We start from the raw sequence: 18,849 nt of genomic DNA on the forward strand, positions 1-18,849 counted from the left end.
CCGCTTGATCTTGTCACTGAAACGCCGTCTCGAAGAAGCTTCGAAGCTTGCGCGAATGCAGCGCCTCGGTCGGCATGGCGCCGAGCTTTTCCAGCGCCCGGATGCCGATCTGCAGATGCTGGCTGACCTGGGTTTTGTAGAAGGCCGTCGCCATGCCGGGCAGCTTCAATTCGCCATGCAGCGGCTTGTCGGAGACGCAGAGCAGAGTTCCGTAGGGCACACGGAAGCGGAAGCCGTTGGCGGCGATCGTGGCCGATTCCATGTCGAGTGCGATGGCGCGGGCCTGGGAAAGCCGCTTCACCGGGCCGCGCTGGTCGCGCAGTTCCCAGTTGCGGTTGTCGATGGTCGCGACCGTGCCGGTGCGCATAATGCGCTTGAGCTCGAAGCCCTCGTAACCGGTGATTTCCTCGACCGCGTCTTCAAGCGCCAGCTGCACTTCCGAGAGCGCCGGGATCGGCACCCAGACGGGCAGGTCGTCATCGAGAACATGGTCTTCGCGCATATAGGCGTGTGCGAGCACGTAATCGCCGAGTCGCTGGCTGTTTCGCAGCCCGGCGCAATGGCCGAGCATCAGCCAGGCATGCGGGCGCAGCACCGCGATGTGGTCGGTAATTGTCTTGGCATTTGACGGTCCGACGCCGATATTGACCATGGTGATGCCGCCATGGCCCTTCTTCTTCAGATGATAGGCCGGCATTTGCGGCAGGCGCCCGAGCGCCACGCCTTCGGTCGGTTCCGAATGGCCCGACGGTGTCAGGATATTGCCGGGCTCGACGAAGGCCGTGTAGTCGCTGCCGCCTTCGGCCATCAGCTTGCGGGCATAGGCGCAGAACTCGTCGACGTAGAACTGGTAGTTCGTGAACAGCACGAAGTTCTGGAAATGATTGGCGCCCGTTGCCGTGTAGTGCGACAGGCGCGCCAGCGAATAGTCGATGCGCTGCGCCGTGAACGGGGCGAGCGGATGCGGTTCGCCGGGCAGGGGCTCGTATTCGCCATTGGCAATCTCGTCATCCGTGACCGTGAGGTCAGGCGTATCGAAGATGTCGCGCAGCTGCATGTCGACGAGGCCGCCGGCCGAGGCTTCCACATGGGCGCCTTCCCCGAAGGCGAAATGCAGCGGGATCGGGGTCGAGGATTCGGAAACCGTGATCGGCACCTGGTGATTGCGCATCAGAAGCGCGAGCTGTTCCTTCAGATAATGGCGGAAGAGCTGCGGCCGGGTGATCGTCGTGGTGTAGATGCCGGGCGAGGTGACGTGGCCGTAGGAGAGGCGGCTGTCGACGTGACCGAAGCTCGTCGTTTCGATGCTCACCTGCGGATAGAAGGCGCGGTACCGCCCTTCGATCGCACCGCCCTTGGCGAGCGCCGAAAAGGCGTCGATCAGGAAAGTGGTGTTGCGATCATAAAGCTCGGTCAGAGCGTCAACCGCGGCTGTGGCGTCGGTAAACACCTGAGGCTGGAAAGGCTCGGGGCTGATGGAGTTCTGCGGTGCTGGGGACAAGATTCGTGTGTTCATGACGCATTATAGGAAACGAAACTTGACAAGCAAACGACGTCGGCGGTCGAGCGACAAGATTTCTCGAGGGGTCCTATAGGCTGCCCTGCGTCAGCGGAAACTCAGAAGGTCGGACGGCAGCTGTTGAGGCCGGTTGGCGCGCAGCTCGCAACGAGGCCCGAAGAGAGGTGCCGGACGGTTGGCTGGTTGTTGACGACGAGTTGGGCAAACATGAAGGCAAAGAGCGCCATGCTCAGGGAGATGATGGTGAAACGCCGTGCCAGCTTGGCCATGTCCTTGCTCCTTTCCAGTCCGATGAAAGGGTTTTAGCGCGGCGGCGCTGAACGTGATCTGAGACCTCAGTTCATCTGGCATTCAGAAGGGTTAACCGCTGCGAGCCAAACCCACGCCTCTCCTTGTTTCTTCGAGCGGGGTCGGGATAAGATCTCCTTGGCGGGCACCGTCTCGCCAGTCTTTCCCGCCGGGCTTATTCGCGACTGCTGCACCGTCAGCGTCGGAAGGGCAGTGCCGGCGACTGGTGTTTTCCCATGACTGATACAAATGAAGTTCGGCTCCGGTTTGGCGCGTATCGCGGCGACCTTGCCGGTGAAGGATATCGAACGCGCCAAGGCGTTCTACGTGGATCTGCTCGGTTTCAAACCGGTGTTCGAAAACGGCGATCCCGTCGGCTTCGTCATTCTGGAGCGCGACTCGGCCGAACTTCACCTGACGCTTCAAAAGAACCACAAGGCGGCCGACTTCAACATCGCCCACATGATGGTCGAGGGCATCGACCAGCTTCATGCGCTCGTGCAACAGCGCGGCCTAAAGGTCGTCAAGCGCTTGCAGGACAAGGACTACGGTCTGCGCGCCTTCGTGTTCGAGGATTCGGACGGCAATCGCATCGACGTCGGTCAGCGTCTTTGATCGCAGCTTCGAAACAAAAAGGGGGCGCCGGTGTCAGCCGGCGCCCCTTCCTGTCTTGATGTCTCGCGGTCTTAGAGGCGCGTCCAGGTCTGGCTCTTGCAGAGCACGGCCATGACGCAGCCCTTCATCTTCAGCGAATTGCCGGAAACGGAGCCGGAGCCGGCATAGGTCTTGTCAGTTTCCGGATCGGTGATCTCGCCCTTGTAGCTGTCGCCCGAGCCGGACATCTTGCCGATCTGCTTGCCATTGTGCTTGCCGCTCTTCAGCGTCACGCAGAAGGCGCCGCCGCAGGGAGCGATCTGGGCCGTGGCGCCGGACGCGGTCTTCCAGTTGCCTTCGATGGGCTCGGCGGCCTGGGCCGTCATGGCCGAAAGTGCAAGCGCTGCCGCAATGATGATGGAACGCATGGTCTGATCTCTCCTCCCGAGATGATGGTTCGCTCCCGTGGCCGGAGACGGTCCTCTCCGCAGCCGGTCCAACGGTTAAGAATTATCTTACGCACACGTAAAGGTAAAAAGCAATGCGCCCCGAAAACGGAGGCGTGGAAAGCTGCCATTCGCTGGAAATCCAGCACTTTTCCAAAATCGCTTCGGAAAACGTGGTGAGGATTCCGTTAATTTGCCAGCGTGAAGCTTTCGTAAATTTTGAGCGGAATGCCTTGGGTTGCAGGGGATGTGATACTTAACGGAATCCGAAGTTTACGAAGCTTTTGTACTTTGTTTTCAGCAAATTAAGGATGCATTTTAAGCGACTTTCAAAAGCCCTTTGGCATAGTGGACCCATCAAACGAGCAGGGAAAAACCCCGCCAAACCCGACCCAAGCGAGAATGACCGGACAAAGAGCCGGCGCCGCTTCGGAAGGGCCCGCAAGGGAAAACAGGGACGACCGAGAAACTAGGCAAACAGGGACAAAACCAATGGCACGCTTTGAAATGCACAATTCCGAAAATGCCACGATGGGTGGCGAAACCCGGGCTGACGTCTTCCGCGACATGGGCCTGATGTATGCAACCGGCCGCGGTTGCCCGGTCGATCTCGTCTCGGCCCACAAATGGCTGAACATCGCTGCGATCAAGGGCTGTGACCGCGCTGCCGAACTGCGCGCCGATCTCGCCCAGACCATGAGCAAGGTGCAACTCGCCGAGGCGCTTCGTGCCGCCCGCGAATGGATGACCATGCACTAATCAATTCCGGCCGCGACCGCGGCAGGAGCCTTCAACAAGAATAACCCGAGTGGGGAACGTGGCGGGGACCTTTGGACGGGGCCAGGGCCAACACTTCATCAAGACCGCGACCGGCAGGAACAAGGCCGGCGCGGTCTTTTTCATTGTGCCACGGTCAGCCGATCGCCTTCAGCACCTTCGGCAGCGCCTCTTCGAAGAGGTCGAGATCCGCGGGCAGACCGGTGGAGACGCGGATGCAACGGTTGAGCGGAGCGACGCCCGGCATGCGGATGAAGACGCCATGCTCCATCAGACCGTCGACGATCGCACGGGCATAGACGCCGTCTCGCCCGGCATCGATGGCGACGAAATTGGTGGCCGAGGGCAGGGGTGTGAGCCCGTTTGCCTTGGCGATGCCCGCAATCCGCTCGCGCGCAGCCTTGATCCGCCCGACGACCTCCACGAGGTAGGCCTGATCGGCAAGCGCAGCCAATGCCGCTTCGGTGGACAGGCGGGGCATGCCGAAATGGTTGCGGATCTTGTCGAAGGCCGAAACGGTCCCGGGCGTGCCGATTCCATAGCCGACACGCGCACCGGCCAGGCCATAGGCCTTGGAAAAGGTCCGGGTGCGGATCACGTTCGGCAGATCGATCAACGCATCGGCAGCGGGGATCGAACCTTTAGGTGCCGTTTCGCTATAGGCTTCGTCAAGGACGAGAAGCGTGGTCGGGGGCAGGGCGCGGGCGAAGGCGATGACGTCTTGCGCATCCCACCAGCTGCCCATCGGATTGTCGGGATTGGCGAAATAGACGAGTGGCGCGTCCTCCTGCTTTACGAGCTTGAGAAGCGCATCCAGATCCTCCCGGTCGTCCCGATACGGTGCCGTGACGAGGCGTCCACCGAAACCGTTCACATGGAAGTTGAAGGTCGGATAGGCGCCCAGCGAGGTGACGACCGGCATGCCCGGCTCGATGACGAGGCGGACGATCAGGCCGAGCAGATCGTCGATGCCTTCGCCGATGACAAAGTTCGAAGGCTGCAGCCCGAGATGCGCGGCAAGCGCCACCTTCAGGGCATGATTTTCGGGATCATTGTATTTCCAGATCTCACCGGCCTTTTCGGCGATCGCAACGAGCACGGCGGGCGAGGGTCCGAAGCCGCTCTCATTGGCGCCGATGCGGGCGCTGACGGCAAGAGCGCGCTGCCTTTCAATGGCTTCTGGCCCTACGAAGGGGACGGTGGCGGGCAGGGAGGCGGCAAGCGGCGTGAAACGGGAAAAAGCGGTCATTGCGAGGCGGCATCCGACATATCGATCAAGATCCGCTCACAATAGGTGGCCTTGGCTCCGGCGCAAGGCCGGATCCGCCGCGAACAGATCGGTGATGATCGATTGTCTCAGCGGCCGAGCCGGGCCCCGTTACCGTTCTGGAAGGGCCTGATCGGTGCCTTGATCTCATCGCCCAGGAGGAAGTCGGCGCGAACGATCCTGTGCAGCATGTGTTCGGAGATCGGCGCGATGAATTTCACACCGACGCGATTGCCGTTGCGATAGGCCTCCGCACAGCCGATCCTGTCGGCCAGACCGACGATCTGCAGATAATAATGGGAGGAAAGGCCGATTGCGGTCGTCAATTCGAGCGCCGCACCGCCTTGCGAGATGTCGACCACTTCGCAGCTGCGTATCGTGATGCCCGTCAGGCCGGGCCTGACCGACATGACCTTGGCCGGCCGGCGGACATAGAAGCGTTCCCACTTCCGTTCGTACATCTCCGAACGAACCCCGGCCAGATGCGTCGCATTTTCCATCGCCATGTCCGTCACCCCCACTTCCTGTTAGTCGCACTGTGGAGGTGATTATTTGCATTAGCATCAAGAACTTCGATCAAGTTTTAACGATGCCGAATATTACGTTTCAATCTGATGGCTGTGCGGGGGAAGGGCTGACGCGCACGCGGCTGCGACGGAAAGAGTGGTCCAAGGCCGGCGCTCTCGGTCGGCGCGATGCCCTCAGTGGCTGGTCTCGAAGGACAGCCGGACGACATGATGGAGAAACTCGGGGTCGATCAGCATGTTGAAGCCGATCGTGAGCTTCTCGGCTTCGCGCCGGATGAGGGTGCAGCCGATGTGATCGCGGATCCCGAGGATTTCCAGGAAGAAATTTGCGGGAACGATGACATGCGGCGAGACTTCGAGTTCGGCGCCATAAAGCGAGATGGTGCGGATCAGGCAGCGCTGGGTTTTCGCCATGCTGAGATGATGGCCGACAAAGACGATCTTGCCGGGGCGATCGATCTTGAATTTCTCGAACATCTGATCCCGAGGGATGTCCGATCTTGCGTCCGGTATTCTTTGCAAGGGCATGTCACCCTCCCACCGTGTCACATTGTAAGAAGAGGTTACGGCAAGGTCGTTACCGGATGGTGCAGAAAGTGGCTCGATTGCAAGCGATGTGAAATTTTCCCCATGGAGACAAACGCTTCCCGACTTTGCCGCTGTCTCATTTCGACAAGTGATGAGGAGCCTGGGCGGGAAAGCAGGCTGAGTGCCGCGGGTCCTGAAGGCGCGTCTGTTCCACTTTGTCCCAGCGGGCCAAACTTGACCGAAAATCGCCACAAGGCTAGGCCTTCCTGCATGGCATCGCCGCCGGTCCGGCCGACGCGATTCTAAATGGTGGCATTCGGGAGTGCGGCGCGTGACGGGACGACTGGTGATTGTCGGGGCAGGGCAGGCAGGTTTTGCGCTTGCTGCAAAGCTGAGAGCTCTGAAAGACGACAGACCGATCACCATCCTCGGCAGCGAGCCGGTGCTGCCCTATCAACGCCCGCCGCTATCGAAAAAGTATCTGCTCGGCGAAATGAGCTTCGACCGGCTGCTGTTTCGGCCGGAAGCCTGGTACGGCGAGAACGACGTCGAAATCCGCCTCTCCACACCTGTCGAGGCGATCGACCGTCCTAACCATCTGGTGCGTCTCTTCGATGGCAGCGAAATTGCCTATGAGACGCTCGTGATCGCAACCGGCGCAACCCCGCGAAAACTGCCGGCAGCGATCGGCGGTGCGCTCGATGGCGTCTTCACCGTGCGGGACAAGGCCGATGCCGATCGGCTGGCGACCGAGATGAAGCCCGGGCACCGGCTGCTCATTGTCGGCGGCGGTTATATCGGGCTTGAGGCTGCCGCGGTGGCGCGCAAGCTGGGACTTGAGGTCACGCTGATCGAAATGGCAGACCGGATCCTCGCCCGCGTTGCCGCCCATGAAACCGCCGATGCGATCCGGAAAATTCATGAAGGCGAGGGTGTCGTGATCCTCGAGGGGACAGGGCTCACCCGTCTGATTGGCGACGAGGGCCGGGTGAAGGCCGCAGAACTTTCTAACGGTCGTGTGATCGACGCGGACATGGTGATTGTCGGGATCGGCGTCACGCCGAACGACCAGCTCGCCGCCGATGCCGGGCTTGAGGTTCAAAACGGCATCGTCGTGGATGGTTTCGGCCGCACAACTGATCCACAGATCTATGCTGCCGGCGATTGTGTCGTGCAGGATTGGAAGGGCCAGTCCGTCAGGCTTGAATCCGTGCAGAATGCCGTGGATCAGGCAGAGGCGATTGCGGCCGTATTGGCCGGCGGGTCCGCACCCTATGATCCGAAACCCTGGTTCTGGTCGGATCAGTATGACGTGAAGCTCCAGATCGCGGGCTTCAATCTGGGTTACGACCGGACCGTCGTTCGCCCGGGCGCCCGCGAGGGAAGCCTCTCCATCTGGTATTTTAAGGGAAGCGACTTCATCGCGGTCGACGCGATCAACGATGCCAAGGCCTATGTGACCGGCAAGAAGCTGCTGGAGCTCGGCAAGCCCGTCGATCCCGATCTGATTTCCGATCCGGAACTGGATCTGAAAAGCCTTCTGGCCTGACAGAGCCCATTTGCCGATCTCGCGGCGGGGCAGGGGAGCATTCGCGGAAAAGGAAAGGGCCGGTCAAAGCCGGCCCTTGAGACTGAAAACTGGTGCGTCACTCAAACGGTGGCAGCGCGCTCCAGGATGGGAACGCACATGTCGAGATCATGTGACGCCAGATGCGCATAGCGCATGGTCATGGTCAGGGTCTGGTGACCGAGCCACATCTGCACGCGACGGATATCGATCCCGCCCTGCACGAGACGCGATGCGCAGGTGTGGCGCAGCACGTGAGGCACCACATCCTTGTCATCGGCAAAGCCGACGGCATCCTTGGCATTGTGCCAGGCAATGCGGAAACGCTGTTGGTCGATTTCCGCGAACGGGCCGGAGTAACGCCTATCCGAGGCTTCGATGGCCGCGAAGGCTCGCTGCGTGAGCGGAACCGAACGCGACCGGCCCGATTTCGTCACCCAGAAGGTCACGCGATCCTTGTGTATGTCGCCCCAACGCAGGTTCAGACCTTCGCTGAGACGCGCGCCGCTATCCACCAGGAAGAGGCAGAACCGGTAGTAAAGTTCAGAATGCGCCCGGATTTCGGAAAACAGGAGGTCTTCCTCATCCCTGTCGAGAAAGCGGATTCGCCCTGCCTTCTCTTTCTGACGCTTGAATTCCGGCAGACTGTGAACGTCTCCCATCTTGTACGCCTTTCGCAGCAGTTTGCTTAAGGCCGCCATCTTTCGATTGATGGTGGCGTTGCTGTTACCGCGTTTGCGCAATTTGCCGATCAATTGGTCGAGCATCTCCTGGGAAAAAGTCGAGAAACTCGGAAAATCAAGGAGATCGTGAAGCTCTCCGATAAAATTGGTTACGTTATATTTGTGGCTGCCATTCATCCACAACAGGTCGCCATATTTGCCGAACAGTTCGCGTAAATTGGTATCGCGCACCTCGTGCAGGATCGTTCCCTGACTGTACTGATAATGAACCGAATAATCGGGCACGCCTTTAAAGACGTCAAAACCCTTCACGGCCGGCATTTCCACCTGCATGTATCCCCCAAATTTCCCTTTGGCGAGCACGCGGACGAGCTCACCGCCCGTCCCCACGGGCGTACATATCGTTATATCTTATAAAAAGTATAGTGCAGAACGGCACAAACTTTTTCGGAGTGGCTCGCTTCGAGCCGTCTGAATGCTGTCGATTAATGTCCTTTCGTTCAGATCTTGCGGGCAGACGCCCGGCTCAAGCCATTGAATTTCCGACAGAAGACGAATTGATCTCCGGATGGCCGAAAGGGGTCCGGCCTTTGACAAGCCGAACCCCACACTTTTTCGTTAATCCGCTGTGGATTAGAACGAACGGGTCAGGCGAACGAAGCCATCCCAGTTGCTGTCGCCGTCTTCGAGGTCGCGATAACGAACATCGGCCGAAGCAGTCAGGCCAGCAGCCATCTTGTATTCGACGAAGAGGTCAGCGCCCCAGGCATCAGAACCGGTGAAGTCATAGTCACCCCAGTAAACAACCTGCGGCGTGATGAAGAACTTCTCGGTAGCCTGGAAGGTGTAAGCAGCGCCAACCGTCCACTCGGACGTGAAGTCGTAGCCAACCGACTGACCAGAAGCCCAAGCAGCGGCAAGAGCGAACGTGCCCGGACCGACGTCAGCAGCGAGAACGCCAGCGATTGCGCCCTCTTCGGAACCGAAGTCATAAACGCCGTTGACCGTTACAGTTGCCATGCCGAGCGAAGCCGAAACAACGCCTTCCAGACCAACTTCATTGTCGGCGAACTCGTCCGACAGATCGTCTACGCCGAGACCGACCGTGAAGGCGTCAGAAGAGTAGGTGTAGGTAGCAGTGTTGAACTTGGCATTGCCGAAGAACGAGTCAGACTCGCCGGCGAGACCCCAGTCATCAGCCCAGGTCAGAGAACGACCGACCTTGAAACCACCAACAGTGATGTAGGCCTGATCAAGCGTAACGCCGACGTCTGTCGTAGAAGCGCCCTGGCTGTCAGCCTGAATGCGGATATAGGAGCCGATCGTGCCGATTTCGGAGTCGTTCTTGGCTTCGAAGGCGAGACGAGCGCGAACTGCGCTGTCGAAGTCGTCATTTGCAGGCGTGCCGAACGGCGCGTTGTTCTCGTTAGCCGAGAGGGTCACGCGAACTTCGCCGCCGATCTTGAGGCAGGTTTCGGTGCCGGGGATGTAGAAGTAGCCGGTGCCAAAGGCGTCGCAAACGCGAACGTATTCCATGGGCTCGGGCTCAGCAGCGACGATTGCGTCAGCAGCCTGAGCGCCGGAAACTACTGCGAGAGCAGCAGCGGAGCCGAGAAGAAGGCTCTTGATGTTCATTATTGACCTCCAGTCAAGTTTCGTATGGGTCTGGGTTATTTGGCTGAAGGACAGCATTCCCTGCCCCATCCCCGTCGGTTTCAGAAGACGGACGATCCACCGCCTCGCTTCCGAGGTTGAAAATACAAAACCCCGTCGGTCATGCAATCACCAAAGAGTGGAATGGTGGAAAAGCTGCCACCCTTCCGGCTGCGCTGTTGCTCAAACGCCACAAAGTCACCCACGCACCCCTCCATTCATTTAGGTTTCGTTAAGAAAAGCCAGCCAAAACCGGCGCTTATCGAGGGTTTTCGACGGCCGTTCGTAGTGGCGGCCCTACGCTCGCTTTCCCGTTTTGAGACAGAATTCGGCGAAAAGTTGCACTTAAAACCATCATCGCTCGCGCCAGGGTCGCAGCCGCGATCGCTCCTTTATAACGTGATGACACACAAAATCGGCTGAAGCAGGTCTGCGCGGCGGCAGAATCATGTCGCGAGTCACGGACGATTCGTCTTGCCGAGCAAAAACGCGCGGTCGCATCGCCTTCGCTAAAATGTTGAGAGCGGAGAAAAGGCCTTGCAATCGCTGATTCAAGCAAATAATCAGGCGGCACCGGAGAGGTGGCCGAGTGGTCGAAGGCGCTCCCCTGCTAAGGGAGTATACGTCAAAAGCGTATCGAGGGTTCGAATCCCTTCCTCTCCGCCATCAGATCTTTTCCCTCACAAAATCTCCCTGAGCCTCGCACGCGGCTGCCGCGTGCCTTGTTCCGGCAGCTTGCCTGAGCGCCAGGAGCTGCGCTGACGGGCGTTTAATCAGCACCAGTTCTGTACCCAACGGCCGGCTCGCTGCGAGCGGTGCCTCGCTGGAAACAACCAAGCCATTGAAAAAAAGGTGATTATTCCTTCAGGGCGGCGCCTTCGCCGCTATAATTGACTGGAGGTCAATAATGAACATCAAGAGCCTTCTTCTCGGCTCCGCTGCTGCTCTCGCAGTAGTTTCCGGCGCTCAGGCTGCTGACGCAATCGTCGCTGCTGAGCCCGAGCCCATGGAATACGTTCGCGTTTGCGACGCCTTCGGCACCGGCTACTTCTACATCCCCGGCACCGAAACCTGCCTCAAGATCTCTGGCGAAGTTCGCGTCGGCGTAAGCTTCAGCGATAACCAGAACGACGAAGGCGACGACTGGGAATCTGGCGTCCGTGCACGCGTTGCATTCGAAGCCAAGAACGACTCGGAAATCGGCACCATCGGTTCCTACATCCGCTTCGAAGGCTACGGCGAAGACGACTCGGACAACACCGCAGGTAACGCAGCTCTCGACTCTGCCTACATCACCGTTGGCGGCTTCAAGGTCGGTTACTTCTACACCTATCTTGATGACGTAGGCCTTGCTGGCGAAACCGATGGCTTCATTTCGAACGCCAAGTTCAATGCTGCCAGCTACACCTACTCGTCCGACGCGTTCACCGTCGGCCTCGGTATCGATGACCTCAGCTCGGCTGACGTCAACGAAGCGGTCACAGGCGTAGCGCGTGCCGGCGTTGGCATTCAGGGTTACGCTTCTGCCACGCTCGGCGTAGCAACCCTCTCGATGTGGGCTGCCTACGATTTCGAAGCTGAAGAAGGACTCGTCGTCGGCGAAGTCTCGGCCGACATCGGTCCGGGCACCTTCGAGCTGTATGCCGGTTACGCTTCTGATGCTTCGACCTACGCTGCTGTTGCTGAATGGACCGTTGGCGCTGCTTACGGCTTCAACGCAACCGACAAGCTGAAGATTACTCCTTCGGTTTCCTACTGGAGCGACGTTGACTTCGTCGATGGCAACGAAGCTTGGGGTGCTGGCCTGCTTGCTGAATACAAGCTTGCAAGCGGTCTCACTGCATCTGCCACGGTTGACTATTACGACGAAGACGCAGCTGCTGACGGCGAATGGTCTGGCTTCGTTCGCCTGACCCGTTCGTTCTAATTCGATCTCCAGATCGGATAAGGGAAGCCCGGCGCTGTGCCGGGCTTTTCTTTTTCAATAAGCGACAGCACTTCCAGACGCTCCTATCCGCTCGGCTGCCGCGCCTCACCGCGCCAGAAACGCTGCGATCATCTCCGCCAGTCCATCCAGATGCAACATCGGCGCATGGCCCTGGCCTCCGGCCTCGACGGCGACGAGCCCTGGGTGGCGGCGCCGCATTTCCTCCACTGTCTCGCGCGACAGCAGCCGCGAGAACGCGCCCCGAACCACCATCACGCGCTTGTCGACAAGCAAGCCGAATTGCGGCCAGAGGTCCGGCAGCCCCTGGGCGAGATCGGCGGCGCGGAACTGCTCGGCAATCGGGGGGTCGAAATCTGCCACCAATTTGCCCTCGATCTCTCGATAGAGCGCTCGCGCCATGCCGGCCCAGTCTTCGGCGCCGAGCGCTGGAAACTCCGCGCCATGCGTCGCTTGCAAGATCTCCGCGGCCTCGCTGAAGGTAGTCGGAGCCCGCCGGCTGCCGAGATAGCCCTGGATCTGCTTTAAACCCTCTACCTCCAGCACCGGACCGATATCGTTCAGCACGATGCGCTCGATCCGCTCGAGATGTGCCATCGCCAGCACATGCAGGATGAGGCCGCCGCGGGAGGTGCCGATAAAGTCTGCCGTTTCAATGCCCAACTGGTCGAGCACGCTGATCACATCGCCGGCCTCGACCGGGATCGTATAGTGCTCCGGCTGCGGGTCCCGGTCCGACAAGCCGCGGCCGCGGGATGCGATAGCGATCACCCTGCGATGATAGGGCGCTGCCGCCAGAATTCGGGCGAGATCCTCGAAATCGAGCACATTGCGGGTTAGGCCCGGCAGGCAGGCGACCGGTATGCCGCCATTGCCCTCGCCATGGATGCGCACATGCAGCCTGAGGCCGTCGGGAACGGTTACGAAGTGGTCGATGCTCTCGCTCATGGGCTCTCCCCGCATAAAGAAACTGACGGGAGCCTAGCGGAGGTAATGCCTCCGGTCATCCACCAATCAGGGGAGGCGGGGGCGCTATCGCCCGAAGCGCAGGTCGTGCACGATGTCGGTCTTCTGGCCGAGCCGGCTCTTGTATACCTGGTAATTCTCCATGACCCGCATGACGTAGTTGCGCGTCTCCGGGAAGGGGATGCGCTCGATCCAGTCGACGACCTCGTCGATCGACTTGCCGCGCGGATCGCCATAGCGGTCGATCCATTCCGGCACTTTGCGCGGACCGGCATTATAGGCGATGAAGGTCAGGATATAGGAGCCGCCGAAGGCGTCGATCTGCTCGCCGAGATAATGCGCGCCAAGCGTGGCGTTGAAGCCGGCATCCCGCGTCAGCTTTTCCGGGGCATAGGCAATGCCATGCCGCGCCGCCACCCCCTTGGCCGTCGAGGGCAGAAGCTGCAACAGTCCGCGCGCATCGGCCGGGGAGACGGCGGCCGGGTTGAAGGCGCTTTCCTGGCGGGCGATGGCGTAAGCCAGCGCCTTGCCGGAACCTGCAATATTGGCCGACGACGGGATGACGCCGACGGGGAAGGCGAGGGCCGGCACATTGATCCCCCGTGCATAGGCCGTCTTGCCGATCTGCAGCGACAATTGATGCCCACCCTCGGATTTCTCGGCGCGTGCGCTCAAGAGGGCCAGTTCTCCGGGGCTGTCCAGCTGATCGGCGAGCGCCCGGTAGAGGCTCTGCGCCCGCCAGCCATGGCCGGCGGCCTCGTAGCGGGCGATGGCCTGGATCGCTTCGCGGCCCTCGAAGCGGGCGCGGTCGGCGCTGCTCGGGCGCGGATAGGGGATCTCAATTCCACCGCGATCGATGCGGGCGGCGGCGAGCTGACCGTAAAACGTGCTGGAATGCTGTGCGGCGCGGGCGAAATAGTCGCGCGCCTTGCCGTCCTTGGCAACTTCCGACGCGCGGCCCAGCCAATACCAGGCGCGGCTTGCCGAAAGCGGCCGGTTGGAGACCTCGAGGATGCGGCCGAAATGCCGGCTTGCGGTCTTCGGATCGTTCAGCGCCCGCAGCGCATACCAGCCGGCGTGGAATTCGGCGTCCGCCACGTCAGTCGCCTCGGTCGCCACGTGGCGTGAGACGATCCGGTAGGCCTCGCGATATTGGCCGAGATCGGCAAGCCCGCGGGCGACGATGCGCTGCTCGTCCCACCAGGCGCCGCCATTGATCAGCACCTTGGGGTCGCGCGGCATCTGCTCGATCAGCTTGGCGGCGGCTTCGAATTCCTGTTTGCGCCGCAGGTTTTCAAGCCGGATGAAGAGATAGGCCGGGTCCTTCGCCCAGGACTTGTCGACCGCGGAGATCAGTGCATCGACATTGCGGGCGCGTGCAATCAGCCCGGCCCAGGCCTTGTAGAGCGACTGCGCCTCGCCGAGCGTCGAGAACCGTTTCGCCTGGCTCGCCCGCTCGCGATACATCAGATAATCCATGCGCGCGCGGTGGTCTGCGGTCGTCAGCAGACCGGAAAACTCGGCCATGATCTTGTCTTCCGCCGCTTCATCCAGCGCTTCCGTGCGCCAGAGATTGCGGATCAGGCTTAGGGCCTTGGCCTTGTCACCCTCTGCGAGGTGGGCGCGGGCAAGCAGTATCGTGCCTTCGGTCGTCTCGGGCGCCGTGTCTCCAAACGCGGCCAGAACGGCGGAAGGTGCTGGGTTTTCGCGGAAGAGGGCCTTTTCGGAATTGGCGCGGAAGGCTTTCAAGCCCGGCCAGCCGGTAAGCTGCCGCTGGGCGGCGGCGATTTCCACCGCCGGCACGTCGCGCAGGCCAGACATCGCGATCGACCAGGTCAGCATCTGCCGGTCGAGGCTGTTGGGCATGCGGTTGCGAATGGCGATCGCCTCTGCGCCGTCGCGGTCGGAAAGCGCGTCAAGACCGGCTTTCAGCTGCGGATTGACGGCGGCAAGCCGCTCTCCGCGCGGAATGGCGCCTGTGGTCTCGAAGGAAGGGGGTGTCGCCCTGGTCGGTGCAAAGCCGAGCGGCTTGACAGCGGGCACGGGCACGGAAGCGGGTTGCTGGCCATGCGCCGGCAGCGACGACACGGCAAGGCCGAGGCCGAGAACGGAAGCTCTGAGAAAGGTCGTTTTCATCCACACACCGCAATCATAGCACCACGCGGGAAGTAGGCCGAGAACGGGGTTAACAAAGCCTTGACGTGATCGATCACATTCTCTCGAACGAAGCCCCGGAAAACCGTCACAAATCTCCCTTGCATGCGCTTGTCGCACCCGAAGGTGCGAAGTAATGTGCCCCCGATTTAGTTTCAGAATGCGGCCGAAGCGTGAATCTCGGCCCCGGGGAGTTCATTGCATGTATCAGGGATCCATTCCCGCACTCGTCACGCCCTTCACGAGCGAGGGCGCGGTCGACGAGCAAGCCTTTGCCGCCCATGTGGAATGGCAGATTTCCGAGGGATCCTCCGGTCTCGTGCCGGTCGGCACCACGGGGGAATCGCCGACGCTCTCCCATGACGAGCACAAGCGGGTGGTCGAGCTCTGCGTGGAAGTCGCCGCCAAGCGCGTGCCGGTCATTGCCGGCGCCGGCTCCAACAACACGGTGGAAGCGATCGAGCTTGCCCAGCATGCCGAAGCCGTCGGCGCCGATGCGCTGCTGGTCGTCACCCCCTATTACAACAAGCCGACCCAGAAGGGCCTGATCGCCCATTACAAGGCGATCGCCGAAGCCGTCTCGCTGCCGATCATCATCTACAACATTCCCGGCCGCTCGGTCATCGACATGTCGCCGGAGACGATGGGGGCGCTCGCCAAGGCGCACAAGAACATCGTCGGCGTAAAGGATGCGACCGGCAAGATCGAGCGCGTCTCCGAACAGCGCATCACCTGTGGCCCGGATTTCGTCCAGCTCTCGGGCGAGGACGCCACGGCCCTCGGCTTCAACGCCCATGGCGGCGTCGGCTGCATTTCCGTCACCGCCAATGTAGCCCCGCGCCTCTGTGCCGAATTCCAGGCAGCAACGCTGGCTGGCGATTATGCCAAGGCACTCACCTATCAGGACCGCCTGATGCCGCTGCACAAGGCGATCTTCCTCGAGCCCGGCCTCTGCGGCGCGAAATATGCGCTGAACCGCACCCGCGGCATGAACCGCACCGTCCGCCTGCCGCTGATGGCAACGCTGGAGGCCTCGACGGAAGGGGCGATCGATGCGGCACTGAAGCATGCAGGGCTGATGAACTGAGCAAATGACCTCAAGGCCGGCGGAGACGCCGGCCTTTTAGTTTCAAGGGCCTGCCGTCGTCGCGATCCCCGGCCGAGGCGCCCTCTTGATTTTCACGAAGCGCTTGGGCGAGCCGCGCTTCCGATCCAGCACAAACGGGCCGTCCGCCAGAAAACATGTTCCCTGATGGGAACGACACGGCCCCCGCAGGCGTATAGCCGGGCGGGCTTTGCGCCGTGGCGGGTTTTTTTCCGCCGTCGCGAAGCCCAGCGGACGAGACATCGAAGAGGAGTGCCAGATGACTGTCGTGCTTGCCACCGTGTGCAAAGATGGCGTGGTGCTGGGATCGGATTCCCAGATCACCGACAAGGGGCGGGGCATGACCTATCCGGCCGAAAAGCTGCATCCGCTCGGCAAGGATGCCGCCTGGGGCGGCAGCGGCGCGCGCTCGGTGCTGACCGATGTCGCCCGGCTCTTCACCGAAAACAGCGCCGCGATCCTGGAAGCCCCCGATATCGGCCGCGCCCTGCAGGCTCAGGTCCTGCCGATTCTGCGCCACCACTACGAGACCTTCATTCCCGATGTGCCGGGCGAGGAGGGCGACGGCACGCCCTCGGCCTATGTCATGGCCGCCGGCTGGCGGGATGGCGAGCCCTGGATCATCGAGATCACGCCGTCGGGCATGATCGGCCACTATGCCGATATCGGTTTCCACGCGATCGGCAGCGGCGCGCCCATGGCCCAGCAGGCAGGCGCGCTTCTCTCCCACTTCCATCTGACGGAACGCTCCACCCGCTTCGGCTGCGCCGCCGTCCTGCGCGTGCTGCAGGCGCTCGACCTCACCTCGGCCAGCGTCGGCAAACCCTTCAGCCTCTGCCGCATCGACGCCGACGGCGCCCATCATCTGAGCGACAAGGAGATCGAGGAGGTCGCGACCCTCGTGCGCAAATGGGAAAAGGCCGAGCAGAAGGTGATCGGGGATGTGTTTGATTGAGGGGGGGGCGGATAATGTGCCGCTGGTCTGCCGCTGATGGCGACGCTGGAGGCCGAGCCGGAGCGTGCAGGGCTGATGAACTGACTGAATTACTCAAGGCAGGCGGAGACGCCGGCATTTGATTGAGGGGCAAGTTCTACGGCTGACAATGCGTTAAGGTGCAGTCTGTGCCGTTACAACTTCAAGATTCAAAGCGAGTAATCGCATCACGGTCAGTCAAAGTAGCTATTGCTTTGAGCACGTAACTCTCGCGCGCAAGCTTACCGTGGCGGAGCACTCGCTTTACGGCCAGTCGAGCCGTTGCTTCAACTCCGACAAGTTCCCTATTCCATGTGACTAGGTCAGTCGCTGTCCAATTCGGGTCGATTTTTCCCTTTAGAGGGTCTCCGCCTTCAGTGCGGAACTCGAACTGATGCGCACTTGGAAGGACGCCGGCTAGCTGCCCCTGTACGTATTTCTCGTCTTCCTCGATCAATGTTCCACTCGCGCGCTCAAACCCACGTGCGACCGCCTCGGACCCGAACTGGAATTCGTTTTCTCCTGCTACCATTCGAAGTGTAGCCCCGTGCTGACGCATCAGATCGAAGAAGTCGCGCGCTGTTCCAAGGATTCGCTGATCTACTTCAACAACAGTGGTCTGAAAACGCTCTTCGTCGGCTGCGCCGAAGACATCCAGTAGTTTCGTAGCCTCTTCGACTGCATTCTTGAGGCTGGTGTCAATCAACTGGGCCTGGTCTTGAACTTCCTCCAAAAGAAATCCGAACGAACCCCGCACAATGTTGGTGATATGCATGGAGGCGGCAGACTTGTTGGCGATCGGCCCCTTTATTCCCAATCCGGAAGTGTTTTTAGCTAGGACCTTAGATACGAGGTCTTGGAAGGTCGCGACGGCGCCTGTTCCGAATTCTGCTTCGATACCGCGAGAACCAATTACAGGACGACCGCCAAAAAAGAGCGCTGCGGATGCGTTCGTTTCCTCGGGCTCAAGATCTTGCGCCTCAATTTGAGTGTTGAGCTCCGCAAGCCTAGCTTCAAGACCAAGTCGCGTTAACGGATCAGAGTCCCTCATGCGATTAAGCAAACCCAATACGGCCGCCCGATCCGCCTTTGCATAATCCCGTTCAAGCTTCCTAATTGAGCTCATGGTGTCACAGCTCCTCCAACTGACGGGGCGGCTCCCAGAATCGCCAATGCCTCTGCGTCATCCTGTGCATTCTCTAACCGAACGTTTAACATGCCCTTCCACAGATCGTCGCCTCTGCGGTGAGAGAACAATCCCATGTAATATCTAGTCACGTCCACGATGGTCTCGGGGTGACCATGTAGATCGATGAACAGATTATCCAGGCGAAATTGTTGCCTTAGCGACCCTCGATCGAAAAGAGAAAAGTTTCCGTGGATGAAGGCATTCCAATCCTCTAATTGGACGGCGATCGCTGGGCGATAAATGAAAGACACTGTGTCCAGATCATTCGGCTCCTTTTGCTCTAAGAAGCTACCGTCAAGCCATTGAAAGCCTTCTGTAATGCCCGCATCGCGCAGCTGACTTCGGTAGTTGAGCCATTTTCGGAGAATATCACGACGGTTCTCGGTGTTTCCAAGCGTGATGACAACTTCGACCGCTGAAACTTCGTATGGACTGAGATCCTCAAATGAGCCGCCCGGCCCATTTGGGCCAACATAAGGCGGCAGCACCCCGTCGATTGTAAACGAAGGTATCGGCATCGTTCCCCCCCCCCCCCATGAAGCTAGACCTTTATGACTTCATGCACATTGCTCATGATGTCGGACGCAAAAAAAGGTCCCAGTTGCTTCCATCGTGCAATTTATCCGGTTTAGAGATGTGGCCTTCAACTTTAAGAAAATATTCCGACA

At 60.3% G+C, this 18,849-nt stretch carries 18 protein-coding genes and 1 tRNA gene; 7 read left to right on the forward strand and 12 right to left on the reverse strand.

Annotation, left to right across the window (positions count from 1 at the left end; translation table 11 throughout):
* Positions 1 to 13 precede the first annotated feature (13 nt).
* Entirely contained in the window at positions 14 to 1,516 is a 1,503-nt protein-coding gene (locus M1E12_RS04440) for an AMP nucleosidase (RefSeq protein WP_479563883.1), read from the reverse strand.
* A gap of 101 nt (positions 1,517 to 1,617) precedes the next feature.
* Entirely contained in the window at positions 1,618 to 1,788 is a 171-nt protein-coding gene (locus M1E12_RS04445) for a hypothetical protein (protein WP_479563884.1), read from the reverse strand.
* Between the two features lie 268 nt (positions 1,789 to 2,056).
* Between M1E12_RS04445 and M1E12_RS04450 the strand changes: the two genes are divergently transcribed.
* The gene (locus M1E12_RS04450) at positions 2,057 to 2,422 is read left to right on the forward strand and encodes a glyoxalase superfamily protein (RefSeq protein ID WP_479563885.1); all 366 of its coding nucleotides are present in this window, start codon (positions 2,057 to 2,059) and stop codon (positions 2,420 to 2,422) included.
* A gap of 71 nt (positions 2,423 to 2,493) precedes the next feature.
* On the opposite strand, the gene M1E12_RS04455 is transcribed toward M1E12_RS04450, so the two are convergent.
* Complete coding sequence (locus M1E12_RS04455) at positions 2,494 to 2,829, reverse strand: DUF2147 domain-containing protein (RefSeq protein ID WP_479563886.1); 336 nt, start codon at positions 2,827 to 2,829, stop codon at positions 2,494 to 2,496.
* A gap of 510 nt (positions 2,830 to 3,339) precedes the next feature.
* On the opposite strand from M1E12_RS04455, the gene M1E12_RS04460 reads away from it, so the two are divergent.
* Positions 3,340 to 3,606, forward strand: coding sequence for an SEL1-like repeat protein (locus M1E12_RS04460; protein WP_113461547.1), 267 nt, complete (start codon positions 3,340 to 3,342; stop codon positions 3,604 to 3,606).
* Positions 3,607 to 3,760: 154 nt separating this feature from the next.
* Here M1E12_RS04460 and M1E12_RS04465 read toward each other — a convergent pair whose 3' ends face one another.
* From M1E12_RS04465 to M1E12_RS04475, 3 genes are all read right to left on the reverse strand, one after another.
* Complete coding sequence (locus M1E12_RS04465; RefSeq protein ID WP_479563887.1) at positions 3,761 to 4,873, reverse strand: pyridoxal phosphate-dependent aminotransferase; 1,113 nt, start codon at positions 4,871 to 4,873, stop codon at positions 3,761 to 3,763.
* Positions 4,874 to 4,980: 107 nt separating this feature from the next.
* Positions 4,981 to 5,397: a PilZ domain-containing protein gene (locus M1E12_RS04470; protein ID WP_113461545.1), complete on the reverse strand. Its 417-nt coding sequence runs from the start codon at positions 5,395 to 5,397 to the stop codon at positions 4,981 to 4,983.
* 195 nt (positions 5,398 to 5,592) lie between these two features.
* The gene (locus M1E12_RS04475; protein ID WP_113461544.1) at positions 5,593 to 5,946 is read right to left on the reverse strand and encodes a hypothetical protein; all 354 of its coding nucleotides are present in this window, start codon (positions 5,944 to 5,946) and stop codon (positions 5,593 to 5,595) included.
* Between the two features lie 331 nt (positions 5,947 to 6,277).
* Between M1E12_RS04475 and M1E12_RS04480 the strand changes: the two genes are divergently transcribed.
* Entirely contained in the window at positions 6,278 to 7,495 is a 1,218-nt protein-coding gene (locus tag M1E12_RS04480) for an NAD(P)/FAD-dependent oxidoreductase (RefSeq protein WP_479563888.1), read from the forward strand.
* 101 nt (positions 7,496 to 7,596) lie between these two features.
* Here M1E12_RS04480 and M1E12_RS04485 read toward each other — a convergent pair whose 3' ends face one another.
* Both M1E12_RS04485 and M1E12_RS04490 read right to left on the reverse strand, forming a co-directional pair.
* Positions 7,597 to 8,529 (reverse strand): tyrosine-type recombinase/integrase, encoded by a 933-nt coding sequence (locus tag M1E12_RS04485; protein WP_479563889.1) that lies wholly within the window; start codon positions 8,527 to 8,529, stop codon positions 7,597 to 7,599.
* Between the two features lie 300 nt (positions 8,530 to 8,829).
* Complete coding sequence (locus M1E12_RS04490) at positions 8,830 to 9,831, reverse strand: porin (RefSeq protein WP_479563890.1); 1,002 nt, start codon at positions 9,829 to 9,831, stop codon at positions 8,830 to 8,832.
* Positions 9,832 to 10,424: 593 nt separating this feature from the next.
* Here M1E12_RS04490 and M1E12_RS04495 point away from each other — a divergent pair.
* Together M1E12_RS04495 and M1E12_RS04500 are read left to right on the forward strand one after the other, a co-directional pair.
* Positions 10,425 to 10,515 (forward strand) — tRNA-Ser (locus M1E12_RS04495).
* 241 nt (positions 10,516 to 10,756) lie between these two features.
* On the forward strand, positions 10,757 to 11,776 hold the full coding sequence (locus M1E12_RS04500; protein ID WP_479563891.1) for a porin: 1,020 nt from the start codon (positions 10,757 to 10,759) through the stop codon (positions 11,774 to 11,776).
* 105 nt (positions 11,777 to 11,881) lie between these two features.
* Here the strand turns inward: M1E12_RS04500 and M1E12_RS04505 are convergent, their stop codons facing one another.
* A complete protein-coding gene (locus M1E12_RS04505) occupies positions 11,882 to 12,742 on the reverse strand; it encodes an alpha/beta fold hydrolase (protein ID WP_479563892.1) in 861 nt (286 codons plus the stop codon).
* Positions 12,743 to 12,826: 84 nt separating this feature from the next.
* Positions 12,827 to 14,896: a lytic transglycosylase domain-containing protein gene (locus tag M1E12_RS04510; RefSeq protein ID WP_479563893.1), complete on the reverse strand. Its 2,070-nt coding sequence runs from the start codon at positions 14,894 to 14,896 to the stop codon at positions 12,827 to 12,829.
* Positions 14,897 to 15,116: 220 nt separating this feature from the next.
* Here M1E12_RS04510 and dapA point away from each other — a divergent pair, with 220 nt between their 5' ends.
* Together dapA and M1E12_RS04520 are read left to right on the forward strand one after the other, a co-directional pair.
* A complete protein-coding gene (gene dapA, locus M1E12_RS04515) occupies positions 15,117 to 16,001 on the forward strand; it encodes a 4-hydroxy-tetrahydrodipicolinate synthase (protein WP_479563894.1) in 885 nt (294 codons plus the stop codon).
* Between the two features lie 277 nt (positions 16,002 to 16,278).
* Positions 16,279 to 16,974 carry a proteasome protein gene (locus M1E12_RS04520; RefSeq protein ID WP_479563895.1) on the forward strand — a complete coding sequence of 232 codons (696 nt, stop codon included), beginning with the start codon at positions 16,279 to 16,281 and terminating at the stop codon, positions 16,972 to 16,974.
* 181 nt (positions 16,975 to 17,155) lie between these two features.
* Here the strand turns inward: M1E12_RS04520 and M1E12_RS04525 are convergent, their stop codons facing one another.
* Positions 17,156 to 18,118, reverse strand: a complete 963-nt coding sequence (locus M1E12_RS04525) for a hypothetical protein (protein ID WP_479563896.1) — start codon at positions 18,116 to 18,118, stop codon at positions 17,156 to 17,158.
* Complete coding sequence (locus M1E12_RS04530) at positions 18,115 to 18,699, reverse strand: DUF6932 family protein (protein WP_479563897.1); 585 nt, start codon at positions 18,697 to 18,699, stop codon at positions 18,115 to 18,117. Before M1E12_RS04530 ends, M1E12_RS04525 begins: the two co-directional genes overlap by 4 nt.
* Positions 18,700 to 18,849 lie beyond the last annotated feature (150 nt).

Source organism: Rhizobium sp. K33 (genome assembly GCF_056501445.1).